The organism is Mesorhizobium sp. M0909 (assembly GCF_040319515.1).
In the GTDB taxonomy this organism is placed as follows: Bacteria; Pseudomonadota; Alphaproteobacteria; order Rhizobiales; family Rhizobiaceae; genus Mesorhizobium.
In genome coordinates, this window is sequence record NZ_JAMYOA010000008.1 from 35,652 (window position 1) to 60,995 (window position 25,344).

The window sequence follows — 25,344 nt, forward strand, 5'->3', positions numbered from 1 at the left end:
GCGCAACCATGTCCGAGATCATCTACAAGATAGTTCCCGAGGCGCTTTGGCGCGAGGCCGAAAGGGAAGGCCGATTCACCGGCGCGCCGATCGACGTCGCCCACGGTTTCATCCATTTTTCCGCCGCCGGGCAGGTTCGGGAAACGGCGGCCAAACATTTCGCCGGCCAGGGCGGGTTGCTGCTGGTCGCCGTCGACGGCGCGCGCCTTGGCGATGCGCTGAAATATGAGGTCTCGCGCGGCGGCGCCTTGTTCCCGCATCTCTACGACGCGCTCGGCCTCGATGCGGTCGTTTCGGTGCAGGCATTGCCGCTCGGCGCCGACGGACAGCATGAATTCCCCGCGCTGGAGGCCGAATGAGCGCGCTCGGCCGGATCGGCCAGAAACTGCTGTTCACGCTCGATCCGGAAACCGCGCATGGACTGTCGATCGCCGCGCTGAGATGCGGGCTGCCGGTCGCCGGTCGTCCGCCGCAGGACAACAGGCTAAAGGTCAGCCGTTGCGGACTCGATTTCCCGAACCCGCTCGGCATGGCGGCGGGTTACGACAAGAATGCCGAAGTGCCGGACGCGCTGCTCGGCCTCGGCTTCGGCTTCGCCGAGGTCGGCACGATCACGCCGCTGCCGCAGGGCGGCAATCCGAAGCCGCGCATTTTCCGGCTGCCTTCGGACGGGGCGGTGATCAATCGGCTGGGCTTCAACAATGAGGGCCACGACGCCGCGGAAAAGCGCCTTGCCGCCCGCATGGGCCGTGCCGGCATCGTCGGCGTCAACATCGGCGCCAACAAGGACAGCACCGACCGCGTCAGTGACTATGAACGCGGCGTGGTCCGGTTTGCGCGATATGCCAGTTATCTGGCAATCAACATCTCCTCGCCGAACACGCCGGGCCTGCGCAACATGCAGGCACGCGAACAACTTGGCGAACTTCTGTCGCGTGTCATGGCCGCGCGTGCGGCAGCATCCGCGAAACCACCCGTCTTCCTCAAGATCGCGCCGGACCTGGTCGAGGCCGAGTTGGAGGACATCGCCGCCGAGCTCACCGAGAAGCAGATTGACGGCCTCATCGTCTCCAACACCACGATCGCGCGATCCGGCCTGCGCAGCGCCGGCCTTGCCGGCGAGGCCGGCGGGCTTTCGGGGAAACCCTTGTTCGAGCGCTCGACCATCGTGCTGGCAAGGATGCGAAAACTGCTTGGCCCGGATACCACTATCATCGGCGTCGGCGGCGTTGATTCCGCCGAGACGGCCCTGGAAAAGATCCGCGCCGGCGCCGATCTCGTGCAGCTCTATACCGGCATGATCTATGCTGGGCCCGCGCTGCCGGGGCGCATTCTTTCCGGCATGGCTCGTTTCATGAACAGTCAAGGGCTGAAGTCGCTGCGCGAGCTTCGCGACAGCCGCCTCGATCAATGGGCGGTGAAACCGCTTTAGCGATTAGTTAAAGGCGGTGCGCACCCGCAGCCGCAATATGGCGAGCAGGCTGAAGCCGCGTACCAGCAGGAAGACATGCAACGCCGCCCACAAGCCGTGATTGCCGAAGGCCGGCACCAGAATCAGCAGGGCGGCGCTGAACGACAGGAACGACACCAGCATCATGTTGCGCATGTCGCGCGACCATGTTGCGCCGATGAAGACACCGTCCATCTCGAAAGCCAGCACGCCGCTGAGCGCGGTGAACGCCGCCCATGGCAAGTAGATGTCGGCAATGGCGCGGACGTCCGTCGAGGTCGTGATCAGGGCGACGAGATCGGTGCCCTCCAGCAGGAAGAAGAGCGTCGCCGCGCCCGCCAGACCGAGCCCCCAAAGCAGCGTCAGCCGCACCGCCTGGTTAAAGGCGGTGGCGGCGCGCGCTCCAATGGCGCGGCCGGCGAGCTGCTCGGCGGCAGTGGCGAAACCGTCGAGGAAATAGCCGGCAATCAGGAAGAGGTTCATCAGCACGGCGTTGGCGGCCAGCGTCAGCGTGCCGAACTGCGCGCCTTGGCGCGTGAACAGCGCAAAGGCGGCGAGCAGCGAAAAGGAGCGGATCATGATATCGCGATTGAGCGACATCATGCGCAGGAATGCCGGCAAGTCGAGGACGCGGTGGCGCGGCAGCGTGGGCGCTGCCCAAAAGCGCCGGCCGACAATGGCGAGACCAAGCAGCATGGCGACGAATTCGCCGGTGACCGTTGCCCAGGCAACGCCGGCAACGCCCCAGCCGAGCTCCAGCCCAAGCAGGAAGCAGAGAGCGATATTGATGCCGTTCAGTATCAATTGCAGCATCAGGCCGAGCCCGCCCTCGCCGCGCCCAAGCACGTAGCCAAGGACGGCGTAATTGATCAGCGAGAACGGTGCTGCGAGCATCCTGATGCGGATATAGACGTCCATCGCCGCGCTGACGCGCGGTTCGGCGCCGATGAACCATTGCCCGGCGGCGGAAACCAGCGGGGCAAGCGCGGCAAGCACGACACCGGCGACGACCGCGATCAGCACGGCGCGCCAGAACACCGCCTGCTCCTCCAGCGCATCGCCGCGCCCGCAGGCCTGGGCGACGAGGCCGGTGGTGCCGGAGCGCAGGAAATTGAAGGTGGTGAAAACGACGTCGAAGATCAGGGCGCCGGCCGCCAGGCCGCCGAGAAGGGCGGCGTCGCCGAACTGCCCAACCACCGCCGTGTCGACGATTCCGAGCAACGGCGTCGTCAGATAGGCAAGCGTCATCGGCACGGCGATGGCGAGCACCGAGCGGTTGGTGACGACGAAGGCCCTGGCTTCGGTGGCGTGGGCTTCGGTGGGTAAAGCCTGCTCCAAACGCGTGTTGCTTCCTGTTGCGGCTTGATCGGCTGGCCGATGTGCCCCAATTTGCGGACCTCGCGCAACCATCCACCCCGCTATGGTCAACCGAAACCCGCCTCTGGCGCACCGCGCGTTCCATGCCCTTACAGATCGTTCATCATCCCGACTACGACGCCGGCTTCGCCGTCAACCACCGCTTCCCGATGAGCAAATATCCGCTGCTGATGGATGCCTTGCGGGCGCGCGGCCTGGCGCAGCCCGAAGCGCTCAACATGCCGGAGGCGGCGCGGCCATCATGGCTGAAGCTTGCCCACGCGGCAGACTATGTCGACCAGGTGCTTGCCTGCGAAGTGCCGGTGAGGATCGAGCGCGAGATCGGTTTCCCCATTGGACAGCGGGTTTCGCTGAGGGCGCAGCTCGCAACGGCCGGCACGGTGCTGGCAGCGCGGCTGGCCTTGCTGAACGGCATCGCCTGCAACACCGCCGGCGGGAGCCATCATGCGCGGCGCGCGCAAGGCGCCGGCTTCTGCACCTTCAATGACGTAGCCGTTGCCGCGCTGGTGCTGCTCGCCGAAGCTGCTGCCCAAAACATCCTGGTCGTCGACCTCGACGTGCATCAGGGCGACGGCACGGCCGACATCCTGGGCGACGAGCCGCGCGTGTTCACCTTCTCCATGCATGGCGACCGCAACTACCCCGCGCGCAAGATCGCCTCCGATCTGGACATCGCCCTGCCCGACGGCGCCGGCGATGCAGCCTATCTGGAGCGGCTGAACGCCATCCTGCCGGAGCTGTCGGCGCGAAGGCGCTGGGATCTCGTCTTCTACAATGCCGGCGTCGATATCCATGTCGAGGACCGGCTCGGCAGGTTGTCGCTCACGGATAACGGGCTGCGCGCCCGTGACGATATGGTGATCCGCCATTTCCGCACGCTTGATATCCCGGTGTGCGGGGTCATCGGCGGCGGCTATTCGGCGGATGTCGCAGCACTCGCCGCACGCCACGCCATCCTGTTCGAGGTGGCTGCGGAATACGCCTGAAATTCACTTCCTGAAATTGGCGATCCTGAGCAGGATGAAGGCCGGCACGACGATCACAGCACCGAGCAGGATGTAGCCGAGGAAACGGTCGATGGCGTGGAAGCCCAAATTCCACAGGTCGATGAAGAAGTTGCGGATGCCGTAAAGCACGTCCATCGGCGACCAGCCGAAGGCATTCATGACCAGGCCGACGAGGAACGACACCACAAGCAGCTTCAGGATCACCCGGAGCGGCGTATCGCCGAGAAAGCGGTTCAGTGCGGACAAGGCCTGTCTCCACAGTCGGGTGCCGCGATTCGGGCACATGCCCAGAAATACGCAGTTGACAGCCCTGCATCAAGCCGAGCCCTCAAACCGGATTGCGCATCGGCGCCGGGCCATGATATCGGAGGAACCAGCGCGGGTATGATGTAATGGTAGCTTGTCAGCTTCCCAAGCTGAACGCGCGGGTTCGATTCCCGCTACCCGCTCCAGCTTTTGCCCCAGTGCATTGCACTTGTTTTGGCCAGTTGAAAACCAGCGGACTTACAGCCAGTTTTTTGCAACCCGGCTGGCCGCCTTTCATCTGTTTGGCCGATGTACCGGTTCCTGGAATATTTCACATTGAGGGTCGGCGGGGCCTCGAATGACCCCAACCGGAATGTCTACCCTTTGCCCGCTGGCTTCTGCTGGCGGGCTTTTTTGAGCATCCTCGGTATTGCCAACGTGCACCGGCGCCGCTCGGGGCCACGGAATGCGCCCCGCTATTCGCTCCAAGCCTCAGCCCACCTCTCGCAAAATGAAATCGTGCAGCATCTTGGCTGCCGGCGACAGCGCGCGGTTCTTCACCGTGATCAGGCTGTAGGGTCTGACCTCGATGTCGAACTCGGTCTGGACAACATCGATGGCGCCGGCCAGGCCTTCCGGGTTCTGGATGAACTTCGCGACCTGGATCGAAACCGGTGCGATGGCGTCGGATTGCGCGACCATGACCAGAGTCAATAGCAGCGAGCTGGTATTGAGGATGCGGTCCGGCAGCGCGATGTTTCGGTTCAGAAAGTTACTCTCCATCGCCTGGCGCAGCGGCGAGCCGCCCGACTGGAAAACCCAGTCATAGGCGGCGGTGTCTTCCAGCCGCACCACCTTGCCCTTGGTCAGCGGGTGGCCGCGGCGCACGATCAGGCAGGCCTTCTCGACGCCGATGACGCGGGCTTCGAACAGCCGCGGATTGAGGTCGTCGGGGATGCGGGCGATGATGAAATCGTGGCGCGAGGCGATCAGCTCGCGCGCCAACACGTTCGAGGTCTCGACCTGCATGGTGATTTCGATGCGCGGATAGAGGCGCCGGATCTCGCGGATCGCCGGTACCGCCAGCTCGATCGCCGGTGCTGTTACCGCCCCCAGGAACACCGAGCCGCCCTTGCCCGCCTTGAGCTCGAAAATCTCACGGTCGACCTCGCGCATCTCGAGCAGGATCGATCGCGCGCGCCGTGCCAACGCCTTGCCATAGGGCGTCAGCGTGATGCCGCGCGGCAGCCTTTCGCAGAGCTTGACATCGAGCACGGCCTCCATCTCGGCGATCATGCGCGAGGCCGCCGGCTGCGAGATGTTCATGACCTGGGCCGCGGCGCTCACCCGGCCGTGCTCGTCGAGGGCTGCGATCATGCGCATGTGACGCAGGCTCAAGCCGCTGCGCAGCAAGGTTCCGCCATCGCCCGGGATTTCATCGTAACCGGCTGATATTCCGCCAGGATTTCGCAGCGCCGCCATGATTTTTCCCTACTCGCACGCCCGGCGCCCCGGCAAAATCCGGCAGCGTCCTCACTAGCCTAAGCCATATCAGTCTCGATATAGCAACCATCAAAGATCGCATTTGACAGTTATGGCAAAGCGACACACCCTCCGCGCGTCCTGAGACTTGACGATCAGTGACGAGAGAAAACTCGTATCGATTGAAACCAGAGTTTCGGGGCCGATTGGGAGGATACCGGAGATCGATTGACGGCAGCGGCGCCTTTGGCGCTCCTGCACGATTGCGCGGCCCACGAAACCCAAGGGTACGCGTCCATCAACCAGGGAGAGTTAATGTGAAGATTATCAAGACACTGGCCGCCGTCGCGGCCCTAGGCATCGCGGCCATGACGCTGCCGGCGCAGGCGGGCGAAGGCCTGATCGGCGTGCTGATGCCCACCAAGACCTCGCAGCGCTGGATCAACGACGGCGACGCCGTCAAGTCCCAGCTCGAGGCTTTGGGCTACACTGTCGACCTGCAATATGCGCAGGACGACATTCCGAACCAGCTCAGCCAGCTGGAAAACGAAATCACCAAGGGCCCGAAGGCGCTGATCATCGCTTCGATCGACGGCACCACGATGGGCGATGCGCTGCAGAAGGCCAATGACGCCGGCGTTGTCGTCGTCGCTTACGACCGCCTGATCAAGAAGACGCCAAATGTCGACTACTACACCACCTTCGACAATTTCGGCGTCGGCGTCATCCAAGCCAAATCGCTGCTCAAGGGCCTCGGTTATCCCGAGAAGAAGGGACCGTTCAACATCGAGCTGTTCGGCGGTTCGCCGGACGACAACAACGCGTTCTTCTTCTATAACGGCGCCATGTCGGTTCTTCAGCCGCTGATCGACGACAAGACCCTCGTCGTGAAGTCCGGCCAGATGGGCATGGACAAGGTCGGCACGCTGCGCTGGCTGGCGGCAACCGCCCAGGCCCGCATGGACAATCTGCTCTCCGCCAACTACTCGGACGGCAGCCGCGTCGATGGCGTGCTCTCGCCCTATGACGGCCTGTCGCGCGGCATCATCGCTTCGCTGCGCGCCGTAGGCTACGGCACCGCCGATCAGCCATGGCCGATCGTCACCGGACAGGACGCCGAGACCGCCTCGGTCAAGGCGATCATCGCCGGCGAACAGTATTCGACCGTGTTCAAGGACACCCGCGAACTCGCCAAGGCGACGGTCGAACTCGTCGATAAGGTGCTCTCTGGCGGCAAGCCGGAAGGCCTCGACACCACGACCTACAACAACGACGTCAAGGTCGTTCCCTCGATCCTGTTGACGCCGCATGACGTCGACAAGTCGAACTACCAGGCGCTGGTGGTCGACTCCGGCTACATCAAGGCTGAAGAACTGAAGTAATCGCGGTTACAAAGCCTGGGGTCCTGCGCAGGCAGGGCCCCTTTTCGTTGGCGAGCCAGCCCGGTATTGTTTGCGGACCTCGCAGGAGTGGTATTCTCAATGGCATCGACGATTTTGGAGATGCGCGACATCACCAAGACGTTTCCCGGCGTCAAGGCGCTGTCGAACGTCAAGCTCATGGTCGAGGAAGGCGAGATCCATGCCGTGGTCGGCGAGAACGGCGCCGGCAAGTCGACGCTGATGAAGGTGCTGTCGGGCGTGTATCCGTCCGGCACTTATGACGGCCAGATCATCTATCGCGGCGACGAGTGCCATTTCAAAGGTATCCACGACAGCGAGCGCAAGGGCATCGTCATCATCCACCAGGAGCTTGCGCTGGTGCCGATGCTGTCGATCGCCGAAAACATCTTTCTCGGCAACGAGCACGCCAGATACGGCGTCATCGACTGGAACGCGAACGAGGCGCGCACCAGCGCCCTGCTCAAGAAGGTCGGCCTCAAGGAAGACCCCAACACGCTGATCACTAATATCGGCGTCGGCAAGCAGCAGCTGGTCGAGATCGCCAAGGCGCTCAGCAAGGAAGTGAAGCTGCTCATTCTCGACGAGCCGACGGCGAGCCTGTCCGAAAAGGACAGCCAGGCGCTGCTCGATCTGCTGCTCGAATTCAAGCGGCAGGGCATCACTTCTATCCTGATCTCGCACAAGCTCAACGAGGTGAACCGGGTCGCCGACAAAGTCACCATCATCCGTGACGGCCGGACCATCGAGACGCTGGCCAAGAAGGACATCTCGGAGGACCGCATCATCACCTCGATGGTCGGCCGTTCGCTCGACGACCGCTATCCGCCGCGCGAGCCGAACATCGGCGAGACCGTTCTCGAAGTGAAAAACTGGTCGGTCTACCACCCCATCCATGCCGAGCGGCAGGTCATCAAGGGCATCAACCTCAACGCCCGCAAGGGCGAAGTGGTCGGCATTGCCGGGCTCATGGGCGCCGGCCGGACCGAGTTTGCCATGAGCCTGTTCGGCCGGTCCTACGGCCGCCGCATAACGGGCGAGGTGTTCCTAAACGGCAAGCCGATCGACGTCTCTTCGGTGAGCAAGGCGGTGGAACACGGCATCGCCTACGTTACCGAGGACCGCAAGACCTACGGTCTCAACCTGATCGACCACATCAAGCACAACATCACGCTGGCCAACCTGCCCGGCGTGTCGCGCCACGGCGTGATCGACGATTTGCGCGAGCTTTCGGTCGCCAACGATTATCGCGGCAGGACCAACATCCGCGCCTCGAGCGTCTACCAGATGACCGGCAACCTTTCTGGCGGCAATCAGCAGAAGGTGGTGCTGTCGAAATGGCTGTTCGCCAATCCGGAAGTGCTGATCCTCGACGAGCCGACACGTGGTATCGACGTCGGCGCCAAATATGAAATCTATACGATCATCGCGCGTCTCGCCTCCGAGGGTAAGGCAATCATCGTCATCTCGTCGGAAATGCCCGAACTGCTCGGCATCACCGACCGCATCTACGTCATGAACGAAGGACGCATCGTCGGCGAAATGGCGGCAAGCGACGCCAGCCAGGAAAAGATAATGCGCGCCATCGTCCGCGGAGAAGGAAAAGCATCATGAGCACCGAAAGCGCTCCCGGGCCGCAGACCGGCGTTGCCCAGGATCTACAACAGGGACCTCGCATTGCCGTCTCGGCGCTGGTCACCAATCTGCGCGAATACGGGTTGGTCCTGGCGTTGATCGCAATCATGGTGTTCTTCCAGTTCACCACGTCCGGAACGCTGTTCAAGCCGGTGAACCTCAGCAATCTCGTGCAGCAGAACAGCTTCATCATCGTGATGGCGCTGGGCATGCTTCTGGTGATCGTTTCGGGTCACATCGATCTCAGCGTCGGCTCCGTCGCCGGCTTCATCGGCGCACTGGCGGCGATGATGATGGTCATCTGGCCGCTTGGCCCATTGAGCAATCCGCTGGTGGTGTCGATCATCTGCCTGATCGTCGGTGGTGCGATCGGCGCGGCACAAGGCTACTGGATTGCCTATCACCGAATACCGAGCTTTATCGTCACGCTGGCGGGCATGCTGATCTTCCGCGGCATCTGCCAGGCGCTGCTCGGTGGCGGGTCTTCCGTGGGGCCGCTTCCAGTCGGCTTCAAGGCGCTCAGTTCCGGCTTCATTCCGGACCTGATCGGCCCATTGACACTGATACCGCCAACCGTGAACGCCGCCGGCAAAACCATTGTCGGCAGCGGCCTCACGCTGCACCTGACGACGATCGTGATCGGCCTCGTCGCCGTGCTCGCCTATGCCTATTTCGGGCTCAGGGCACGGCGCACCCGCGAGAAGCATGGCTACGAAGCCGAGCCCTTCTCGCTGTTCGTCGTCAAGACCCTGGTGATCAGCGCGCTGGCGCTGTTTCTCGTTTACCAATTCGCCACCTATAGGGGCCTCCCCATCGTTCTCACGGTGATGGGTGTGCTGATCGCGTTGTTCGTCTTCGTTACCAAACGCATGACGATCGGCCGCCGCATCTATGCGATGGGCGGCAATGCCAAGGCAGCCCAGCTATCGGGCATCAAGACCGAACGGCTGACGTTGATGGTGTTCATCAATATGGGCGTGCTGTCGGCACTCGGCGGCCTGATTATCGCAGCGCGCCTGGGGCAGGCTGTGCCGGCGGCCGGCCTCGGCAGCGAGCTCGACGTCATCGCCGCGGTGTTCATCGGTGGCGCTTCGGCGATGGGCGGCGTCGGCCAGGTCATCGGCGCGGTGGTCGGCGGCTTCATCATGGGCGTCATGAACAACGGCATGTCGATCATGGGCGTCAATGTCGACTGGCAGCAGGTGGTCAAAGGCCTGGTGCTGCTCGGCGCCGTCGTCTTCGACGTCTACAACAAGAACAAGGCTTGAGAGGCAACCAGGAGGCATACGGGTCACATCGCGGCGCTGCCGGGCGGCGCAAAGAAGTCCCTCGAGGGACCTGATCCGCGAGCGCAATCCGGACGAAGAATTTCAATCGAGGCGCGGACAACGGTCCGAGCCGCGCCGGGCAGGGTTTGCCAAGAAAGGCACGCCAAGCCCGCAATTCAGAGAGGGTTACCATGCTGATCTCACAGATCCTCGACGACGCCGAGACGATCCGCGTCGTTGCCCGCAACGGCGGCAAGACCCGCGTCATCAACGGCGCGCGCAGCGTCTATTCGCTGGCGATGGAAGCCGCGCGCACCGGCAGCGGGCTTGTCGCCCTGATCGAGCGCAAGGGCTTCGGCGAAACCATCGATCTGGACGCAGCCTACAAGAAGGGACGACTGCTGTCGCCGATCAACCATCCCGATCCGGCGCATCTCCATCTCACCGGCACCGGGCTGACGCATCTCGGCTCCGCCGCGACCCGCGATTCCATGCACAAGAAGCTCAGCACGGACGGCGAGGAACAGCTGACCGATTCCATGAAGATGTTCCGCATGGGGCTTGAGGGTGGCAAGCCGGCGAAGGGCCAGATCGGCGTGCAGCCGGAATGGTTCTACAAGGGCAACGGCACTATGGCGGTGGCGCCCGGTGCGGCGCTTGTGTCGCCGGCCTTCGCCCAGGATGCCGGCGAGGAGCCGGAGATCGCCGGGATCTATGTGATCGGCGACGACGGCGCCCCGTTCCGCGTCGGCTTCACCCTGTCGAACGAGTTTTCCGACCACGTCACCGAGCGTGTAAACTATCTCTTCCTCGCCCATTCCAAGCTGCGCAACGCTTCGTTCGGCCCGGAGATCCTGATCGGCGACCTGCCGTCCGATATCCGCGGCGCTTCACGCATCCTGCGCGACGGCAAGCTGCTTTGGGAAAAGCCGTTCCTGTCGGGCGAGGCGAACATGTCGCACACCATTGGCAATCTCGAGCATCACCACTTCAAATACTCGGCCTTCCGCCAGCCGGGTGATGTGCATGTACACATGTTCGGCACGGCGACGCTGTCCTTCGCCGACGGCATCAGGACCGAGGCCGGTGACGTATTTGAAATCGAGGCGCAGGATTTCGGCCTGCCGCTGCGCAACCCGCTTGAAATCGAGCAGCCGGTGAAGGTGGCGGTGAAGGCGTTGTAAACTGGTGACAGAATTCAGGAACGAAAATGAACGGCCTGCGGATTGGCACTGTGTCCCTAAGTTTAGTCCTGTTCCTCGCCTTTTTCTCCCCGTCGGCTTACAGCGCCGGACAATGCAGCGCAAAATCCTATCGCGAAGCCCGGATGTCGATGACTAACCGGCTTCTGGCCACCGGCTATTCGAAATCGCAAGTGAGCTTTCTGATGCGCAACGCGGATCGCATGACGTCCGCACTCCGCGCTGACAGACTGAACGACAATGGCAGAGCCTGCGGTATCGACTCCGCCAGAGCCCATGTGCTGGGATGTCTCGGCAAGCAGTTGTTCCCCTTGCGGTCCAGCTCAAGCGCCTCACTTGACGACGAGAAGCAAACCAGAGGATTTTGGGGGAAGAAGCGATTGGCAGTGCGAGAACTGCTCTTTGTCGGTCAGTTTCATGGCTGCCTTGGCGCCGCGAAAGAATATCTGTTTCGCGGCTGACGGCTTGCGAACAAGATCATCGCGCGGCGCGGAAATGCTTGGACAGTTTCAGACCCTGCGCCTGATAGTTCGAGCCGAGATCTGTGCCGTAGAGCGCCTGCGGCCGTTTCAGCATGTGCTCGTAGACCAACCGTCCGACGATCTGGCCGTGGTCGAGGATGAACGGCACTTCGTGGCTACGCACCTCGAGCACCGCCCGGCTGCCGGTGCCGCCCGACGCCGAATGGCCGAAACCCGGGTCGAAGAAACCGGCATAATGGACGCGGAACTCGCCGACCAGCGGGTCGAAAGGCGTCATTTCGGCGGCGTAGAGTGGCGGCACATGCACCGCCTCGCGCGACACCAGAATATAGAATTCGTCCGGATCGAGCACCAGCTCGCCGGCACCGCTCTTGTAGAGCGGCTCCCAGAAATCGACGACATCGTGCGCGGCGCGCTTGTCGACGTCGACCAGGCCCGTGTGGTGCTTGCCGCGATAGCCGACCAGCCCGTCCTTGTCGCCGTCGAGATCGATCGACAGCGCGATTCCCCCGCCTGAGATGTTGGGTGGTTCGGTGGCGACCAACATTTCGGCGCGGTGCAACTCGTGCAGCTCGCTTTCCGACAAGAGCGCATTGCCGGTGCGGAACCTGATCTGCGACAGCCGCGAGCCGGTCCGCACGACGATCGGGAAAGTGCGCGGGCTGACCTCCAGATAGAGCGGGCCTTCATAGCCGGCAGCGATCTTGTCGAACTCGTGGCCACGGTCGGTCATTACCCGGGTGAAGATATCGAGCCGTCCGGTCGAGCTCTTCGGGTTGGCGGAGGCGGAAATATGGGCGGGCAGCGCCAGGCTTTCGAGCAGCGGCACGATGTAGACGCAGCCGGTTTCCAGCACGGCACCTTCGGCGAGGTTGATCTCGTGCAGCTTCAGCCGGTCGAGCTTGTCGACAACCCTGTGGTCCGGGCCGGGCAAGAAGGAAGCACGCACTCGCCATGCCTTGTCGCCGAGCCTGAGGTCAAGGCTGGCCGGCTGGATCTGATCGGCATCGAGCATGCGCGGCGACTTCAGCGCGCCCGTCTGGAACAGCGCGGAAATATCCTGATCGGGAAGAATGCCTGTCTGCCGCAAGGGTCTGGCTCCGTTCGAACGCCGGGCGAGGTCTTGTTCTGTCGCAGGTCCGACCGTGGACGCCTTTGGCACCTGCTTGGTACAACCCTCTTAATCATGCCGGCAATTGACGCAAGCGTGGCGCGGGTCTAAAGCTCGTTATCCCGTGGTGATTTGGCCGGTCGGCTTGCAGCCACGTTAAACAAGTCGCTAAAGGACCGTCGGGCCGCAAGGCCATATGGACCGGTTGCGACTTTCGCGGCCGGTTTTTTGTTGTTTGGACCAATTTTGGTGTTTGGATGGAATGATGACCAAGAAGCGCGACTGGAAGCCTCAGACCGCACTCGTGCATGCCGGGACGCTGCGTTCCGGCTTTGGCGAGACCTCCGAGGCGATGTATCTCACCCAAGGCTATGTCTACGAGACGGCGCAAGCGGCGGAGGCCCGCTTCAAGGGCGAGGAGCCGGGCTTCATCTATTCGCGCTATGCCAATCCGACGGTCGACATGTTTGAGAAACGCATGTGCGCGCTGGAAGGAGCCGAGGACGCGCGCGCCACGGCATCCGGCATGGCGGCGGTGACGGCAGCACTGCTGTGTAGCGCCAAGGCGGGCGACCATATCGTGGCGGCGCGCGCGCTGTTCGGCTCCTGCCGCTGGGTGATCGAGACGCTGGCGCCGAAATACGGCATTGAGGCAACGCTGGTCGACGGCACCGACATCGCCAATTGGGAAAAGGCGGTCAAGCCAAACACCAAACTGTTTTTCCTGGAAAGCCCTACCAATCCAACGCTGGAGGTAGTCGACATTGCCGCCGTCGCGGCACTTGCCAATTCGATCGGCGCCAGGCTGATCGTCGATAATGTCTTCGCTACGCCCTTGCAGCAGAAACCTCTGCAGCTCGGCGCCCACATCGTCGTCTATTCGGCCACGAAGCATATTGACGGCCAGGGGCGCTGTCTTGGCGGCATCGTTCTGTCGGACAAGAAATGGATCGACGAGAATCTGCATGACTATTTCCGCCACACCGGCCCAAGCCTCTCGCCCTTCAATGCCTGGACGCTGCTGAAAGGCCTGGAGACGCTGCCGCTACGCGTACGCCAGCAGACGGAAAGTGCCGGCCGCATCGCGGATTTCCTGGCCGAGCGCCCGCAAATCGCCCGCGTCATCTATCCCGGCCGCGCCGACCACCCGCAAGCGGCCGTGGTCAAGAAGCAGATGTCAGGCGGCTCGACGCTGATTTGCTTCGATGTGAAGGGCGGCAAGCAGGCGGCCTTTGCCTTCCAGAACACACTCGCCGTCGTGCTGATTTCCAACAATCTCGGCGACGCCAAGAGCCTGATCACCCATCCGGCGACGACCACACACAAGAACTTGACTGATGAAGCCCGCGCCGAGCTCGGCATCGGACCGGGAACGCTCAGGCTGTCAGTCGGCCTTGAGGACGCCGACGACCTGCTCGAAGACATCGAGCAGGCACTGAGAGTTGCCGGATAAGGGCTGGCCGAACAGAGGCAGCGGGGACGTGCCGATCAGGCGCCGGACGGGGTCTCTTCCAGCTCCGCGACAGTCTTCGTCTGGATAGTCATCACGTTGCCGCGCCAGTCGATGGCGCCGCTCAGCCATCCGCGCGCCCAAATGACGGGAAGCATCAGGTCTCGTGCCATCATCGCCGGGATCGTGCGCGGCGACAGGTGCCATCCCTTGGTCGAGGCCAAGGCGCATTCCGGCAGGTAGGCCGCGACCAGCACGGCGATGGCGGTTGCCGGCAGGCTGACGCCGGCGTCAGCCGCGGCGATCAGTGCAAGCACTAGCGGCGGTGCCGCGCCGATCAGGATTTCGGGGGCAAAGAACAGTGCAAAGGTGACGCGGCGCAGCCGCGCCCAGCGCGCCTGCCGCGACCAGATCTCGCCAAGCGTGCGCCGGCCGAGCGGCTGTTCGAAGGGAGAGGCGACAAGATTGACTCGCAGTCCGAGCCCGTTGACCAGCTTGGTCGCGGCGGCGTCCTCGGCGATCTCGGCGGCAAGCGCGCGGATGCCGCCATTGGCATCGAGCATCGGCTTGTTCCACAACATGCTCTTGCCCTGGGCGAAGCCGAGGCCGAGCGCCTCTCCAGCGTACTGCCAGCGTGCCTGCAGCGTGTTGAGAAAGGCGCATTCGACCTCCCCCCAGAAGCCGTCCGGCCGCGAGCCGATCGGCGTCGAACAGACGAGGCCGGTGTCGTGCCGCCACGCCGCCATCAGGTGCTGGACGTAATCGCTTGGCATAAGCACGTTGGAATCGGCAAGGATGACCCAGCGATAATGCGCCGCCTCCCAACCCTTCACGCAATTGTTGAGTTTTGGATTGCCGCTGATGCGGTCGTCACCGATTAGAAGGCGGGCGCGAATAGCTGGAAAGCGCGCCATTGCGGCGGCGATCGGCTTGACCACCGGGTCGTCGGCATGGGCGACGCAGAAGATGAGTTCATAGCGCGGCCAGTCGAGGGAGAAGGCGCGCTCCAGCGTCTCTTCGGCAAACGGCTCGACGCCGCGCGCCGGGATGACGATCGATACCGGCGGCGCGTTGGCCGCGGGCGGTGCAATACTGGCTGGTCGCTTCAGCTTCTGCGAAGCTAACAAGATGCTGGCGAGATTTGAAAGAAGGAGGGCTATGGAAAGGAGGGCGGCTGCGAATGTCGGTTCCATCGAGATCTGGTCACTCCAGAAATGCCGGCCGCATGACAGCCGTTTTCAACAATTCGACAGAACGCTGAGTCGTCCGGCACAAGCCTGCACACCATCATTGTCATGTGTCACTCAAATGACATTGTTTTTCGGCACCTGCGCTTGAGATCGGGCAAGAAGATGCTGCGCATCGTTGACCAAACTGCGCTGAGCATCGAAAGTTCCATCTACATTGCTTTGGAGCAGTTTATGTACAGCGCCGTCACCCGCAACATCGAAGTGCAGGTCAGGCCGTTCTATCTGGAGGATCACTCCGACCCGCCGCAAAACCGCTATGTCTGGGGCTACCAGGTGACCATCGACAATCAGTCGGATGAGTTCGTGCAGCTTCTGTCACGCTACTGGCACATTACCGACGGTACCGGCAAAGTCGAGGAAGTGCGCGGCCCGGGGGTCGTCGGCGAGCAACCCGGACTCAACCCCGGCGACAGCTATCAGTATACGTCTGGATGCCCGCTCTCGACCCCGTCCGGCATCATGGTCGGGCACTACACAATGCGCAACAAGCGGGGCGAGACGTTCGACGTCGCCATCCCCGCCTTCTCGCTCGATTTGCCGGGCACGCGGCGCACCGTCAATTGAGGGCCGTCATCCAGCCGCTGCAAACTCCGCCGGGTCGAAGTCATATTGCTTCGAGCAGAATTCGCAGGCGACGTGAATGCTGCCATCCTCGGTGCTGTCCCTGATCTCCTCGGCGGAAAAGCCTTCGAGAATGCCGCGGATCTTCTCCCTCGAGCATGAGCACTGGTCGGCGACCGGCACGCCGCCGAACACGCGGACGCCATGCTCGTGGAAAAGCCGGTAAAGCAGCCGTTCGGCGCCGATCGTCGGATCGATCAGCTCGGTCGGTTCAATAGTACCAAGCAGCGCCAGCAGCTCCTGCCAGGAATTGTCGGTCGGGTCATGGATTTCCTCACGCGGATCGCCGTCGCCACCGGGAAGGTCGGGTACGCGCATACGCTCCGCCGACTGCGGCAGGAATTGTGCCAGCAGGCCACCGGCCCGCCATTGCTCGCGGGCACCGCCGACGCCGGGTGTCAGAAGCTTGGCAACCGAAAGGCGGAGGTCGGTCGGAATCTGCTCCGACTGGCGGAAATAGGTGCGTGCGGCATCTTCAAGTGTGACACCGTCGAGCTGGACGATGCCCTGGTAGCGTTGCGTGTGAGCGCCCTGGTCGATGGTCAGCGCCAGGATGCCGCTGCCGATCAGCGTCTGCGGTGACGTCTCGCCGGCAGAAGTCAAAGCCTGCAGCCGGTCGGCATCGAAGCGGGCATAAGCGCGCAGCGCGTGCGGCGTGGAGAAATCGGCGACCAGCATGTCGACGGGCCCGTCGGTGCGGGTCTGCAGAATGAACTTGCCCTCGAATTTCAGCGAAGTTCCGAGCAGTACCGTCAGCACACAGGCTTCGGCCAGGAGCCGGGCGACCGGCTCGGGATAGTCGTGGCGGCTGAGAATGGCGTCGAGCATCGGCCCGAGCTGGACGGTGCGGCCGCGCACGTCGAGCGGGCCGACCTCGAACGGCACGACATGATCGTCGCCGGCGTAGCCGAATTCGCCGAGCTTGGGTTTATGTTCAGCCAATTGATGAGTTTCCAACATGACAAAGCTCCGGGGCGCGGCGATGCCGCCCTCCGGGGCGCATGCGACGAGACGCGCTCGATTTGCGTGATGCGCCTGAGATAGGCACCACCCACTCCCGGATCAAGGCGGCCCAGATCAAGGCGGCGCAGATCAGGCCGGCCCGGATCATCGCGGCCCGTATCAAGCGCCCAGGCACCAGGCCAGGACCGCCTTCTGGGCATGGAGCCGGTTCTCGGCCTCATCGAACACCACAGAATGCGGTCCGTCGATGACCTCGTCGGTAACCTCCTCACCGCGATGCGCCGGCAGACAGTGCATGAACAGCGCGTCCGGCTTGGCTTTCGCCATCAGTGCCGCATTGACCTGATAGGGCAGGAAGACATTGTGGCCGCGGGCACGGTGCTCCTGGCCCATCGACACCCAGCAGTCGGTGACGATGCAGTCGGCCTCGTGAACGGCCTCCTCGGGCGAGCGGGTGAATTTCAGCTTGCCGCCATTGGCTTTCGACCAGTCGACATGCTTCTGAGCCGGTTCGCTGCCCTCGGGCACGGCGACGTTCAGCTTGAAATGGAACCGCGCAGATGCCTCCAGGAGCGAATGCAGCACGTTGTTGCCGTCGCCGGTCCAGGCGATCGTCTTGCCGGCCACCGGACCGCGGTGCTCTTCGAAGGTCATGATGTCGGCCATCAGCTGGCAGGGATGGGTCTCGTCGGTCAGCCCGTTGATGACGGGGACCGTAGCGTTTTCCGTCAGTTCCAACAGCCGGTCATGCGAGGTGGTGCGGATCATGATGGCATCGACATAGCGCGACAGCACCTTGGCCGTGTCGGCAATGGTCTCCGAGCGGCCAAGCTGCATCTCGGTGCCGGTCAGCATGATCGTCTCGCCACCCAACTGCCGCATGCCGACGTCGAACGATACGCGCGTGCGCGTCGACGGCTTGTCGAAGATCATCGCCAGCACCTTGCCTTCGAGCGGCTTGCTGCGTTCTCCGGCCTTGAGCCTTGCCTTTCGCACAGCTGCGTCGTCGAGCATGAAGCGCAGATCGCCTTCGGAAACGGCAGAAAGATCGGTAAAATGGCGAAGGGACATCAGGAATTCCAGGATTACTTCGCAGCGGCAGCGACGATGGCATCCGCCAGGCTCTTGGCGCCGGCACGAATGCGCTCGAGCGCCTCGTGGATCTCGGCGTCGGTGACGGTGAGAGGCGGCAGCAGGCGGATAACGTTGTCGCCGGCCGGAACCGTCAAGAGATGCTGGTCACGCAGTGCCACCGTGACCTTGGTGTTGGGCATCGCGCATTTAAGCCCAAGCATCAGGCCGGTGCCCCTGATGCTTTCGATAACATCCGGAAATTCGTCGGCGACACCGGCAAGCCCCTGCTTCAACAGCAGCGCCTTGCGCCGGACGTCCTCGAGAAAGCCGTCTTCCAGCACCACGTCGAGCACGGCGTTGCCGACCGCCATCGCCAGCGGATTGCCGCCGAAGGTGGTGCCGTGCACGCCGGCGGTCATGCCGACCGCCGCCTCGTCGGTGGCGAGGCAGGCACCCATCGGGAAGCCGCCGCCGATGCCCTTGGCCACCGCCATCAGGTCGGGGGTGACGCCCGCCCATTCATGCGCGAACAGCTTTCCGGTGCGGCCGACGCCGCATTGGACCTCGTCGAAAATCAGAAGCAGTCCGTGCTGATCGCAGAGCTGCCTGAGCCGCTTCAGCGATTGCGTCGGCACTTGCCTGATGCCGCCCTCGCCTTGCACCGGCTCGATCAGGATCGCCGCGGTTTCAGGCGTGATCGCCTTTTCGGCTGCATCCACATCGTCGAAGCCGACCTGATCGAAGCCGTCGACCTTGGGGCCGAAACCTTCCAGGTATTTGTACTGGCCCCCGGCGGCGATGGTCGCCAGGGTACGGCCGTGGAAGGCGCCTTCGAAGGTGATTGTGCGGTATCGCTCGGGATGGCCTTTGACGAAGTGGTAGCGCCGCGCCGTCTTGATGGCGCATTCGAGCGCCTCTGCGCCGGAATTGGTGAAGAACACCTTGTCGGCGAAGCTGGCGTCGGCCAGCCGCTCGCCGAGCCGGCTCTGTCCCGGAATCTCGTACAGATTGGAGACGTGCCAGAGCTTGGCGGCCTGCTCGGTGAGGGCCGCGACCAAATGCGGATGGCTGTAGCCCAATGAATTGACGGCGATCCCGCCGGCGAAATCGAGATATCGCTCGCCCTTATCGGTGACCAGCCAGGTGCCTTCACCGTGGTCGAAAGCCAGGGGTGCGCGAACAAAGGTCTCGAAAAGCGCCGAACCGCTCATTATATGCGTCTCCGGAACCGGAAAAATCAAAAAGCCGCCAAAGCGGCGGCCCTTGTGGCTTATCGTGTTTTTCGGCCGTGAAGTCAACGAAAAGGTCGCGCAAGGACGTGCGGCAAGCCCTCCAGCATAACGCCGGCTCATAAGCGACCGGGCAAGTTGGGGAAAACCGAAAAAACCGATTCGTGTTGGCCTTGGGACTCTTGTCACCGAGTCAGCGCATAAGGTAATTGTAGTAGAGAAATAACTAGATTTCGTGCGGCGGACCTAATCACCCGATATATGTGGTGTCTGCCCGGCAGAAGCCGGGTCGGGAATGGATTCCGATTGCCGCACGTTTCAGCAGGAGCGCGGTCTCATGAACTGGACTGACGAGCGAGTCGAACTTCTCAGAAAATTGTGGTCGGAGGGCCTCAGCGCCAGCCAGATCGCCGCACAGCTTGGCGGGGTCAGCCGCAATGCCGTCATCGGCAAAGTGCACCGGCTGAAACTGTCCGGTCGCGGACGCACGACCGCCTCACCGGCACGCCAGAAGAAGACGGTACAGGGATCGACGATCCAGAAATCGGTGTCCCGGGCAGCAAGCGCCACGCGCCATGCCACCACGTCGATGTCGATCGGTGCGACCGCGCTCAAGGCGCAGTTCGATGCCGAACCGGTGGCGCGCCACTATATCCGCCCGGTCGAGAACGTCGTCGTGCCGATCTCGCGGCATCTGCAACTCGTCGAGCTGAACGAGCGCACCTGCAAATGGCCGAATGGCGATCCGCTTTCGGAAGATTTCCATTTCTGCGGCAACGACGCCGCCGAAACCGGCCCCTACTGCAAGTACCACGCCCGCGTGGCGTTTCAGCCAGCATCGGAGCGGCGGCGGCATAGATAGGCAGTGGGCAGTAGGGGAAGATAGCGCTTCACAAGGGTCGTTTCGCCAACAACTCACTTCCGTATTGCCTATTCCCTACTGGCTACTGCCTATTCCCTTACCCTTACAGCCACCCATTCTTGCGAAACCGCCAGTAAAGAAACGTGCAGATCAGGCCAATTGCCGCCAGGACGGCCGGGTAGCCATATTCCATCCTCAGTTCCGGCATGTCGCTGAAATTCATGCCGTAAATGCCGGCGAGTGCCGTGGGCACGGCCAAGATGGCGGCCCATGAGGCAAGCTTCTTGGAAATCGCCGTCTCCTGGCTTTGACCGACCAGAAGGCTCGCCTCGAAGGCGAAAGCGAGAACCTCACGCAGGCTGTCGATCTTTTCCTGGACAGTGCGGATGTGGTCGGTGACGTCGCGAAACAGCGGATGCATGGCTGTGTGGATTTGCGGCAGATCGGCGCTGGTCAGCCGCCGGCAGACCTCCACCAGCGGCAGAGCAGCGTTGCGCAGGCGCAGGAGATCGCGGCGCAGCATGTAAAGCCGCTCGATATCGGAGCCGGTCATCGGTTTCAGCAGAACCTTGTCCTCGATCGCCTCGACCTCGTTTTCGATCTGCTCGAGCACGGGCATGTAGTTGTCGACGATGAAATCGAGAATGGCGTAGAGGACGAAATCCTCGCCCTTGGCGAGGGAATGCGGACAGCTTTCCCAGTGCTGGCGAACGGCGGCGTAGGAGGTCGACGGGCCATGCCTGACGCTGACGATATAGCCGGCGCCGACGAACAGATGCGTCTCGCCGAAGGTGACACGGCTGTCGATCAACTGCGCCGTGCGGGCAACGATGAACAGGGCATCGCCATATTGCTCGATCTTCGGCCGTTGGTGCGGATGCTCGGCGTCCTCGATCGCCAGTTCATGCAGATGGAATTGCGCCTGGACGCGCAGTAACAAATTGCGGTCGGGCTCCAGCAGTCCGATCCAGACCACGTGGCCCGGCTTCCCGGCCCATTCGCCGGCTTCCTCGATCGGAATGTCGGCGATGCGCCGCCCAGCCGTATAGACGCCGCAAGCGATTATACCCGACATCGGCGGCCCAGGAGTAAACTCGCGGACATATTCCATCGCAGCCTCCTGAAGGCGGGGCCTTCGTCGCGGAACTGAGAAGTCGGCGCGTCGAAAGCTTAGCGCAACTTTCGGTCAGGTGGCGAATCCGAAATTCGCATTAGTATCGAGAGACGCTCATTTCGCTGGTTGCGTTGCGGGAAGAATAATCTTGTCCGTCTTGTCGCCCTTCGGACGATCGGCCGGCATCTGGTCGCCGGTGACGATATAGTAGATCGTCTCGGCGATGTTGGTGGCGTGGTCGCCGATGCGCTCGATGTTCTTGGCGCAAAACAGGAGATGCGTGCACGGCGTGATGTTGCGTGGGTCTTCCATCATGTAAGTCAGCAACTCGCGAAACAGCGAGGTGTACATGGCATCGATCTGGTCGTCGCGGTCGCGCACGAAACCGATTTTTTCCACCGACCGCGATGCGTAGACGTCGAGTACTTCCTTGAGCTGTGTCAGCGCCAGATTAGCCAAAGCCTCGAGGCCGCGGAACAGGCTGCTCGGCTGCCGCCCATCAGCGACAGCAACCACTCGCTTGGCGACGTTCTTGCCGAGGTCGCCTACCCGTTCGAGGTCCGCCGAGATGCGGATCGCACCGACGATCTCGCGCAGATCCGTCGCCATCGGCTGGCGCTTGGCGATGATGATGATCGCCTTATCGTCGATCTCGCGCTGCCCCTCATCCAGAACCAGGTCGTCTCGAATGACTTTCTGGGCAAGTCCCGGATCCGCATTGACCAGTGCCGCGACGGCCTGCTCGACCATGCGCTCGGCATGCCCGCCCATCGCCGCGATGCGCTTCGACAGATATTTCAGCTCCTCGTCATAGGCGCTGACGATGTGCACGGACTGCATGGACCAAATGCCTTCCCGGGATCTTGTGGTTGAGTCGCTCCCTCGAATCCCCGCTGATACGCTAGCCGGATGACAGAAAAAAGAAACGGCCCATCATGGGCTAGAGATAGTACTGCGTCAGCGAGCCGGCAAATGGACGGTGAACGCCGCACCCTTGCCGACTTCCGACCAGATGGAGAGCCTGGCGTTGTGCCGGGTCAGGATATGCTTGACGATGGACAGGCCAAGGCCGGTGCCCTTCTGGGTCCGGCTGTTCTCGACGTCGACGCGGTAGAAGCGCTCGGTGATGCGCGGGATGTGTTCTTCGGGAATGCCGGGGCCGAAATCCCTGATAGTGACGTCGATCCCCGGTTCGGTATCGCTGTCGCTGCGCGTGATCGACACCACGACGCGTCCGCCCGACTGACCATATTTGCAGGCGTTTTCCAGCAGGTTTTCGAAGACCTGGAAAAGCTCGTCCCGATCGCCGGGCACGGCGAGCGGTCCTTCCGCAAAATCACGCTCGATGACGACGCCGTTTTCCTTGGCGAGCGGCCCAAGCGAATCGATTACGCTGTCGATGGCCTGGCGCAGATCGACCTCGGTTCCCAGCTTGAGATAGGGCTTCATCTCCAGCCGTGACAGCGACAGAAGGTCGTCGATGAGGCGCGCCATGCGGCTGGTCTGGTTCTGCATGATCTGCAGGAACTGCTCGCGTGCCGCAGGGTCGTTGCGGGCCGGCCCGCGCAGCGTCTCGATGAAGCCGGCAATCGAGGCGAGAGGCGTGCGCAGCTCGTGGCTGGCATTGGCAATGAAGTCGGCGCGCATTCTGTCGATCCGGCGCGCTTCGCTCTGGTCCTTAAACACCAGCACGTAGAGATCCGTGGCGTGACCGACAGAAGACGCGCTCACCCGATAGGCTCGTTCGACCGGCAGCCTTTCTATGTAGTCGACGCTGTCCGATGCGACGTTGCCTGCCAAAATATTATCCAGCAAGAACTGCATTTCGGGCGCGCGGAATTTCAGCGACAGCGACATGCCGGGGGCAATCCCGCCAAAGGCTGCAAAGGCGGCGGCGTTGGCATGGACGATGGCGGCGGAACGATCGAAAATGATCAGCGGATCGGCAACCGCTGCCGCGAGATATTCGCCGGAAAGTTGTTGCAAGCCGCTCGCCTCGACGGCCGCGGCATTTTTGGTCGATTGACGGGCGACGCCGGCCGGCAGTATCGCAGCGGCAACCAGCACGGCGCCTGCCAGCAGCACCACATAGCCAGACATGCCGGCAAAACCATAAACGATCAGAACCGCAGCGAAGCCGGCCGCGAGCAGCCAGCGGCTGTTCCACAGCCGCATGGCGATGGCTTGCGCCCTGCCTTTCCGCTCTGTGCCGATATCGGCCATTTGCGCTCCGTCGCCTGCGCTCCGTGTGCGGCCAACGCTCAATAACTTCCTACTGGACCGACGCTAGAGCGCCGTGCGTCCAATTGGGCGCACAAAGGACGCTCTACCGGTTTATCTGCTGCATCGTTCTTTCCGAAAATCGATTCCGATATTCGGGCCGATGCAGTAAGGCTTCCAATAGCATGAGTCCGGAGGCTGGAAAGGTTCGTCTCGATGAAAAACGCCAAGGAAAGCCCCGCTGCAGCTTCATCGGGGCCGCTGAAGATCATGATCGACGGCAAGGAGCGGGAGTTCGACATCGAGGCCCCGACGCTTCCCGACTGGATCGAGGACCGCAAGCTCACCGCCGGCGGCTACCCTTACGACAAGAAAATGAAGAGCGAGGAGTATGACGAGAGGTTAGAGAAGCTGCAGATCGAGCTGGTCAAGGCGCAGGCGTGGCTGCAGTCGACAGGCAAGCGGGTAATGTCGCTGTTTGAGGGGCGCGACGCTGCCGGCAAGGGCGGCACGATCTTCGTTTTGCGCCAGTATCTGAACCCTCGCACGGCGCGCAACGTGGCGCTGACCAAGCCAACACCCACCGAGCTTGGACAATGGTACTTCCAGCGTTACGTCGACCACTTCCCGACGTCGGGCGAATTCGTCACCTTCGACCGCTCCTGGTACAACCGCGCCGGTGTTGAACCGGTGATGGGATTCTGCACGCCCGAGCAGCACGAGCAATTTCTGGACGAGGTTCCGCATTTCGAGCGGATGATCCGCAACGAAGGCATCCATTTCTTCAAATTCTGGCTGAACATCGGTCGGGAAACACAGCTCGAGCGGTTCCACGACCGTCGCTGGAGCCCGCTGAAGAGCTGGAAGTTTTCGCCGATCGACATCGCCGGCATCACCAAATGGGACGACTACACCAAGGCGCGCGATCTGATGGTCGAACGCACGCACAAGGAGTTCGCGCCCTGGATCATTGTGCGGGCGAACGACAAGCGGCGCGCGCGGCTGGCCGTCATGCAGCGCATTCTCCTGTCGCTTCCCTATGACGGCCGCGATCTAGACGTCATCGGTAAGGTAGACAAGAAGATCATCGGCGAAGGGCCGACTTTCCTCGAAAAATAAGCTCACCTCATCGATACGCGGCTGTCATGCCGCCAGCCGGGCAATCCGCTGCAGTCGCTTCAGCGTAGTGTCGTCCTGCAGCGCCTGCTGGAAGAGCGAGATCTCCTGGTCGATGCGGTCGCAGAGCGCGCCGGTGTCGCCCCTAAGCAGGTCGCGCGTCTGCTGCAGCGCCGCGACAGGCTTCTTGGCGAGTTGCCTGGCTCTTGCCAACGTGGCTTCCTCGACGCTGGCGTCCGTCACGATCTCGCCGACAAGGCCCAGTGCCCTGGCATCTTCGGCGGCGAGCGTGTCGCCCAGGCAGAAGAAGCGGAACGCCCCGGCATAGCCGAGCTTCTGCGGCGCCAGGATGCTGGTCGCCGCGTCCGGCACCAGGCCGAAATCGACGAACGGCACCCGAAACGTGCTCTTGCTCGAGGCGATCACCATGTCGCAGTGGAACAGGAGGGTGCAGCCGACGCCGACGGCGTCGCCGTCGACACAGGCAAGGACCGGTTTCGGGAATGTCGCCAGCGTGCGAAACATATCGGTAACGGCGTCGATCAGTCGCCGATGTTTGGTGGCGTCGAGAAATTCGGAGAAATCGGCGCCGAGGCAGAAGCACCCGGCCAGACCGCGCAGGACCACGACGCGGACGTCGTCGTCGGCAGCGGCTTCATGGAATGTCCTGGCCAGGCTTTCATAGGCCAGCCTGTCCAGCACCGGGCGGCCGTCACCCGACGATACCGTGACGATCAGCGTGTGATTGCGGAATTCTGCTTTTGAGTGAACGTTCATGGCCTCTC

General features: G+C 62.6%; 24 protein-coding genes, 1 tRNA gene and 1 riboswitch. Of the genes, 13 read left to right on the forward strand and 12 right to left on the reverse strand.

What is annotated here, in order from left to right; genetic code table 11:
* The first annotated feature begins 8 nt into the window (after positions 1-8).
* Together NKH83_RS14560 and NKH83_RS14565 are read left to right on the forward strand one after the other, a co-directional pair.
* A complete protein-coding gene (locus NKH83_RS14560; RefSeq protein ID WP_352805360.1) occupies positions 9-359 on the forward strand; it encodes a DUF952 domain-containing protein in 351 nt (116 codons plus the stop codon).
* Positions 356-1,432: a quinone-dependent dihydroorotate dehydrogenase gene (locus NKH83_RS14565; protein ID WP_352805363.1), complete on the forward strand. Its 1,077-nt coding sequence runs from the start codon at positions 356-358 to the stop codon at positions 1,430-1,432. The genes NKH83_RS14560 and NKH83_RS14565 overlap by 4 nt, the downstream gene beginning before the upstream one ends.
* 3 nt (positions 1,433-1,435) lie before the next feature.
* Here NKH83_RS14565 and NKH83_RS14570 read toward each other — a convergent pair whose 3' ends face one another.
* The gene (locus NKH83_RS14570) at positions 1,436-2,698 is read right to left on the reverse strand and encodes an MATE family efflux transporter (protein WP_352805590.1); all 1,263 of its coding nucleotides are present in this window, start codon (positions 2,696-2,698) and stop codon (positions 1,436-1,438) included.
* A gap of 212 nt (positions 2,699-2,910) precedes the next feature.
* On the opposite strand from NKH83_RS14570, the gene NKH83_RS14575 reads away from it, so the two are divergent.
* Complete coding sequence (locus NKH83_RS14575) at positions 2,911-3,813, forward strand: histone deacetylase family protein (protein ID WP_352805366.1); 903 nt, start codon at positions 2,911-2,913, stop codon at positions 3,811-3,813.
* A gap of 3 nt (positions 3,814-3,816) precedes the next feature.
* On the opposite strand, the gene NKH83_RS14580 is transcribed toward NKH83_RS14575, so the two are convergent.
* Positions 3,817-4,080, reverse strand: a complete 264-nt coding sequence (locus NKH83_RS14580; RefSeq protein ID WP_352805369.1) for a DUF6460 domain-containing protein — start codon at positions 4,078-4,080, stop codon at positions 3,817-3,819.
* Between the two features lie 132 nt (positions 4,081-4,212).
* On the opposite strand from NKH83_RS14580, the gene NKH83_RS14585 reads away from it, so the two are divergent.
* A tRNA-Gly gene (locus tag NKH83_RS14585) sits at positions 4,213-4,286 on the forward strand.
* A gap of 286 nt (positions 4,287-4,572) precedes the next feature.
* On the opposite strand, the gene NKH83_RS14590 is transcribed toward NKH83_RS14585, so the two are convergent.
* Positions 4,573-5,562 (reverse strand): LysR family transcriptional regulator, encoded by a 990-nt coding sequence (locus NKH83_RS14590; protein ID WP_352475919.1) that lies wholly within the window; start codon positions 5,560-5,562, stop codon positions 4,573-4,575.
* Positions 5,563-5,879: 317 nt separating this feature from the next.
* Between NKH83_RS14590 and chvE the strand changes: the two genes are divergently transcribed.
* The 5 genes from chvE to NKH83_RS14615 all read left to right on the forward strand — a co-directional run bounded on the left by chvE (position 5,880) and on the right by NKH83_RS14615 (position 11,528).
* Positions 5,880-6,944 (forward strand): multiple monosaccharide ABC transporter substrate-binding protein, encoded by a 1,065-nt coding sequence (gene chvE, locus NKH83_RS14595; RefSeq protein WP_254816339.1) that lies wholly within the window; start codon positions 5,880-5,882, stop codon positions 6,942-6,944.
* A gap of 99 nt (positions 6,945-7,043) precedes the next feature.
* Positions 7,044-8,576, forward strand: coding sequence for a multiple monosaccharide ABC transporter ATP-binding protein (mmsA, locus tag NKH83_RS14600; protein WP_254816338.1), 1,533 nt, complete (start codon positions 7,044-7,046; stop codon positions 8,574-8,576).
* The gene (mmsB, locus tag NKH83_RS14605; protein WP_352805373.1) at positions 8,573-9,865 is read left to right on the forward strand and encodes a multiple monosaccharide ABC transporter permease; all 1,293 of its coding nucleotides are present in this window, start codon (positions 8,573-8,575) and stop codon (positions 9,863-9,865) included. The genes mmsA and mmsB overlap by 4 nt, the downstream gene beginning before the upstream one ends.
* A 191-nt stretch (positions 9,866-10,056) precedes the next feature.
* Entirely contained in the window at positions 10,057-11,049 is a 993-nt protein-coding gene (gene araD1 / locus NKH83_RS14610; RefSeq protein ID WP_352475920.1) for an AraD1 family protein, read from the forward strand.
* 26 nt (positions 11,050-11,075) lie between these two features.
* Positions 11,076-11,528 carry a hypothetical protein gene (locus tag NKH83_RS14615; RefSeq protein ID WP_352475921.1) on the forward strand — a complete coding sequence of 151 codons (453 nt, stop codon included), beginning with the start codon at positions 11,076-11,078 and terminating at the stop codon, positions 11,526-11,528.
* Positions 11,529-11,544: 16 nt separating this feature from the next.
* Here NKH83_RS14615 and NKH83_RS14620 read toward each other — a convergent pair whose 3' ends face one another.
* The gene (locus NKH83_RS14620; RefSeq protein ID WP_352475922.1) at positions 11,545-12,639 is read right to left on the reverse strand and encodes a 2'-deoxycytidine 5'-triphosphate deaminase; all 1,095 of its coding nucleotides are present in this window, start codon (positions 12,637-12,639) and stop codon (positions 11,545-11,547) included.
* A 135-nt stretch (positions 12,640-12,774) separates the two neighbouring features.
* A riboswitch (SAM riboswitch) is annotated at positions 12,775-12,852 on the forward strand.
* A 70-nt stretch (positions 12,853-12,922) separates the two neighbouring features.
* Here NKH83_RS14620 and NKH83_RS14625 point away from each other — a divergent pair.
* Positions 12,923-14,113: an O-succinylhomoserine sulfhydrylase gene (locus NKH83_RS14625; protein ID WP_352805377.1), complete on the forward strand. Its 1,191-nt coding sequence runs from the start codon at positions 12,923-12,925 to the stop codon at positions 14,111-14,113.
* Between the two features lie 35 nt (positions 14,114-14,148).
* Here the strand turns inward: NKH83_RS14625 and NKH83_RS14630 are convergent, their stop codons facing one another.
* A complete protein-coding gene (locus tag NKH83_RS14630) occupies positions 14,149-15,303 on the reverse strand; it encodes a glycosyltransferase (RefSeq protein ID WP_352475923.1) in 1,155 nt (384 codons plus the stop codon).
* Between the two features lie 228 nt (positions 15,304-15,531).
* Here NKH83_RS14630 and apaG point away from each other — a divergent pair, with 228 nt between their 5' ends.
* Positions 15,532-15,924, forward strand: coding sequence for a Co2+/Mg2+ efflux facilitator ApaG/CorD (gene apaG, locus NKH83_RS14635; RefSeq protein ID WP_254816331.1), 393 nt, complete (start codon positions 15,532-15,534; stop codon positions 15,922-15,924).
* A 6-nt stretch (positions 15,925-15,930) separates the two neighbouring features.
* Here the strand turns inward: apaG and NKH83_RS14640 are convergent, their stop codons facing one another.
* The 3 genes from NKH83_RS14640 to NKH83_RS14650 all read right to left on the reverse strand — a co-directional run bounded on the left by NKH83_RS14640 (position 15,931) and on the right by NKH83_RS14650 (position 19,229).
* Positions 15,931-16,941, reverse strand: a complete 1,011-nt coding sequence (locus tag NKH83_RS14640; protein WP_352475924.1) for an Hsp33 family molecular chaperone — start codon at positions 16,939-16,941, stop codon at positions 15,931-15,933.
* A gap of 162 nt (positions 16,942-17,103) precedes the next feature.
* The gene (gene argF / locus NKH83_RS14645; protein WP_254816329.1) at positions 17,104-18,015 is read right to left on the reverse strand and encodes an ornithine carbamoyltransferase; all 912 of its coding nucleotides are present in this window, start codon (positions 18,013-18,015) and stop codon (positions 17,104-17,106) included.
* Positions 18,016-18,029: 14 nt separating this feature from the next.
* Complete coding sequence (locus tag NKH83_RS14650; RefSeq protein ID WP_023677349.1) at positions 18,030-19,229, reverse strand: aspartate aminotransferase family protein; 1,200 nt, start codon at positions 19,227-19,229, stop codon at positions 18,030-18,032.
* Positions 19,230-19,584: 355 nt separating this feature from the next.
* Here NKH83_RS14650 and NKH83_RS14655 point away from each other — a divergent pair, with 355 nt between their 5' ends.
* On the forward strand, positions 19,585-20,109 hold the full coding sequence (locus NKH83_RS14655; RefSeq protein ID WP_352475925.1) for a GcrA family cell cycle regulator: 525 nt from the start codon (positions 19,585-19,587) through the stop codon (positions 20,107-20,109).
* A gap of 103 nt (positions 20,110-20,212) precedes the next feature.
* Here the strand turns inward: NKH83_RS14655 and NKH83_RS14660 are convergent, their stop codons facing one another.
* The 3 genes from NKH83_RS14660 to NKH83_RS14670 all read right to left on the reverse strand — a co-directional run bounded on the left by NKH83_RS14660 (position 20,213) and on the right by NKH83_RS14670 (position 23,446).
* Entirely contained in the window at positions 20,213-21,220 is a 1,008-nt protein-coding gene (locus tag NKH83_RS14660; protein WP_352475926.1) for a magnesium and cobalt transport protein CorA, read from the reverse strand.
* A 117-nt stretch (positions 21,221-21,337) separates the two neighbouring features.
* On the reverse strand, positions 21,338-22,063 hold the full coding sequence (gene phoU, locus NKH83_RS14665; RefSeq protein ID WP_254816325.1) for a phosphate signaling complex protein PhoU: 726 nt from the start codon (positions 22,061-22,063) through the stop codon (positions 21,338-21,340).
* 117 nt (positions 22,064-22,180) lie between these two features.
* Positions 22,181-23,446, reverse strand: a complete 1,266-nt coding sequence (locus NKH83_RS14670) for a sensor histidine kinase (RefSeq protein WP_352475927.1) — start codon at positions 23,444-23,446, stop codon at positions 22,181-22,183.
* 213 nt (positions 23,447-23,659) lie between these two features.
* Here NKH83_RS14670 and ppk2 point away from each other — a divergent pair, with 213 nt between their 5' ends.
* On the forward strand, positions 23,660-24,562 hold the full coding sequence (gene ppk2 / locus NKH83_RS14675) for a polyphosphate kinase 2 (RefSeq protein WP_352475928.1): 903 nt from the start codon (positions 23,660-23,662) through the stop codon (positions 24,560-24,562).
* A 24-nt stretch (positions 24,563-24,586) separates the two neighbouring features.
* Here the strand turns inward: ppk2 and NKH83_RS14680 are convergent, their stop codons facing one another.
* Entirely contained in the window at positions 24,587-25,336 is a 750-nt protein-coding gene (locus NKH83_RS14680) for an enoyl-CoA hydratase-related protein (protein WP_352475929.1), read from the reverse strand.
* Positions 25,337-25,344: the final 8 nt, after the last annotated feature.

Coding starts and splice junctions, on each gene's coding strand:
- NKH83_RS14560 (WP_352805360.1), top strand. CDS start 9: ATGTCCGAGATCATCTACAAGATAGTTCCCGAGGCGCTTTGGCGCGAG.
- NKH83_RS14565 (WP_352805363.1), top strand. CDS start 356: ATGAGCGCGCTCGGCCGGATCGGCCAGAAACTGCTGTTCACGCTCGAT.
- NKH83_RS14570 (WP_352805590.1), bottom strand. CDS start 2,698: ATGACGCTTGCCTATCTGACGACGCCGTTGCTCGGAATCGTCGACACG.
- NKH83_RS14575 (WP_352805366.1), top strand. CDS start 2,911: ATGCCCTTACAGATCGTTCATCATCCCGACTACGACGCCGGCTTCGCC.
- NKH83_RS14590 (WP_352475919.1), bottom strand. CDS start 5,562: ATGGCGGCGCTGCGAAATCCTGGCGGAATATCAGCCGGTTACGATGAA.
- mmsA (WP_254816338.1), top strand. CDS start 7,044: ATGGCATCGACGATTTTGGAGATGCGCGACATCACCAAGACGTTTCCC.
- mmsB (WP_352805373.1), top strand. CDS start 8,573: ATGAGCACCGAAAGCGCTCCCGGGCCGCAGACCGGCGTTGCCCAGGAT.
- araD1 (WP_352475920.1), top strand. CDS start 10,057: ATGCTGATCTCACAGATCCTCGACGACGCCGAGACGATCCGCGTCGTT.
- NKH83_RS14615 (WP_352475921.1), top strand. CDS start 11,076: ATGAACGGCCTGCGGATTGGCACTGTGTCCCTAAGTTTAGTCCTGTTC.
- NKH83_RS14625 (WP_352805377.1), top strand. CDS start 12,923: ATGATGACCAAGAAGCGCGACTGGAAGCCTCAGACCGCACTCGTGCAT.
- NKH83_RS14630 (WP_352475923.1), bottom strand. CDS start 15,303: ATGGAACCGACATTCGCAGCCGCCCTCCTTTCCATAGCCCTCCTTCTT.
- apaG (WP_254816331.1), top strand. CDS start 15,532: ATGTACAGCGCCGTCACCCGCAACATCGAAGTGCAGGTCAGGCCGTTC.
- NKH83_RS14640 (WP_352475924.1), bottom strand. CDS start 16,941: ATGTTGGAAACTCATCAATTGGCTGAACATAAACCCAAGCTCGGCGAA.
- argF (WP_254816329.1), bottom strand. CDS start 18,015: ATGTCCCTTCGCCATTTTACCGATCTTTCTGCCGTTTCCGAAGGCGAT.
- NKH83_RS14650 (WP_023677349.1), bottom strand. CDS start 19,229: ATGAGCGGTTCGGCGCTTTTCGAGACCTTTGTTCGCGCACCCCTGGCT.
- NKH83_RS14655 (WP_352475925.1), top strand. CDS start 19,585: ATGAACTGGACTGACGAGCGAGTCGAACTTCTCAGAAAATTGTGGTCG.
- NKH83_RS14660 (WP_352475926.1), bottom strand. CDS start 21,220: ATGGAATATGTCCGCGAGTTTACTCCTGGGCCGCCGATGTCGGGTATA.
- phoU (WP_254816325.1), bottom strand. CDS start 22,063: ATGCAGTCCGTGCACATCGTCAGCGCCTATGACGAGGAGCTGAAATAT.
- NKH83_RS14670 (WP_352475927.1), bottom strand. CDS start 23,446: ATGGCCGATATCGGCACAGAGCGGAAAGGCAGGGCGCAAGCCATCGCC.
- ppk2 (WP_352475928.1), top strand. CDS start 23,660: ATGAAAAACGCCAAGGAAAGCCCCGCTGCAGCTTCATCGGGGCCGCTG.
- NKH83_RS14680 (WP_352475929.1), bottom strand. CDS start 25,336: ATGAACGTTCACTCAAAAGCAGAATTCCGCAATCACACGCTGATCGTC.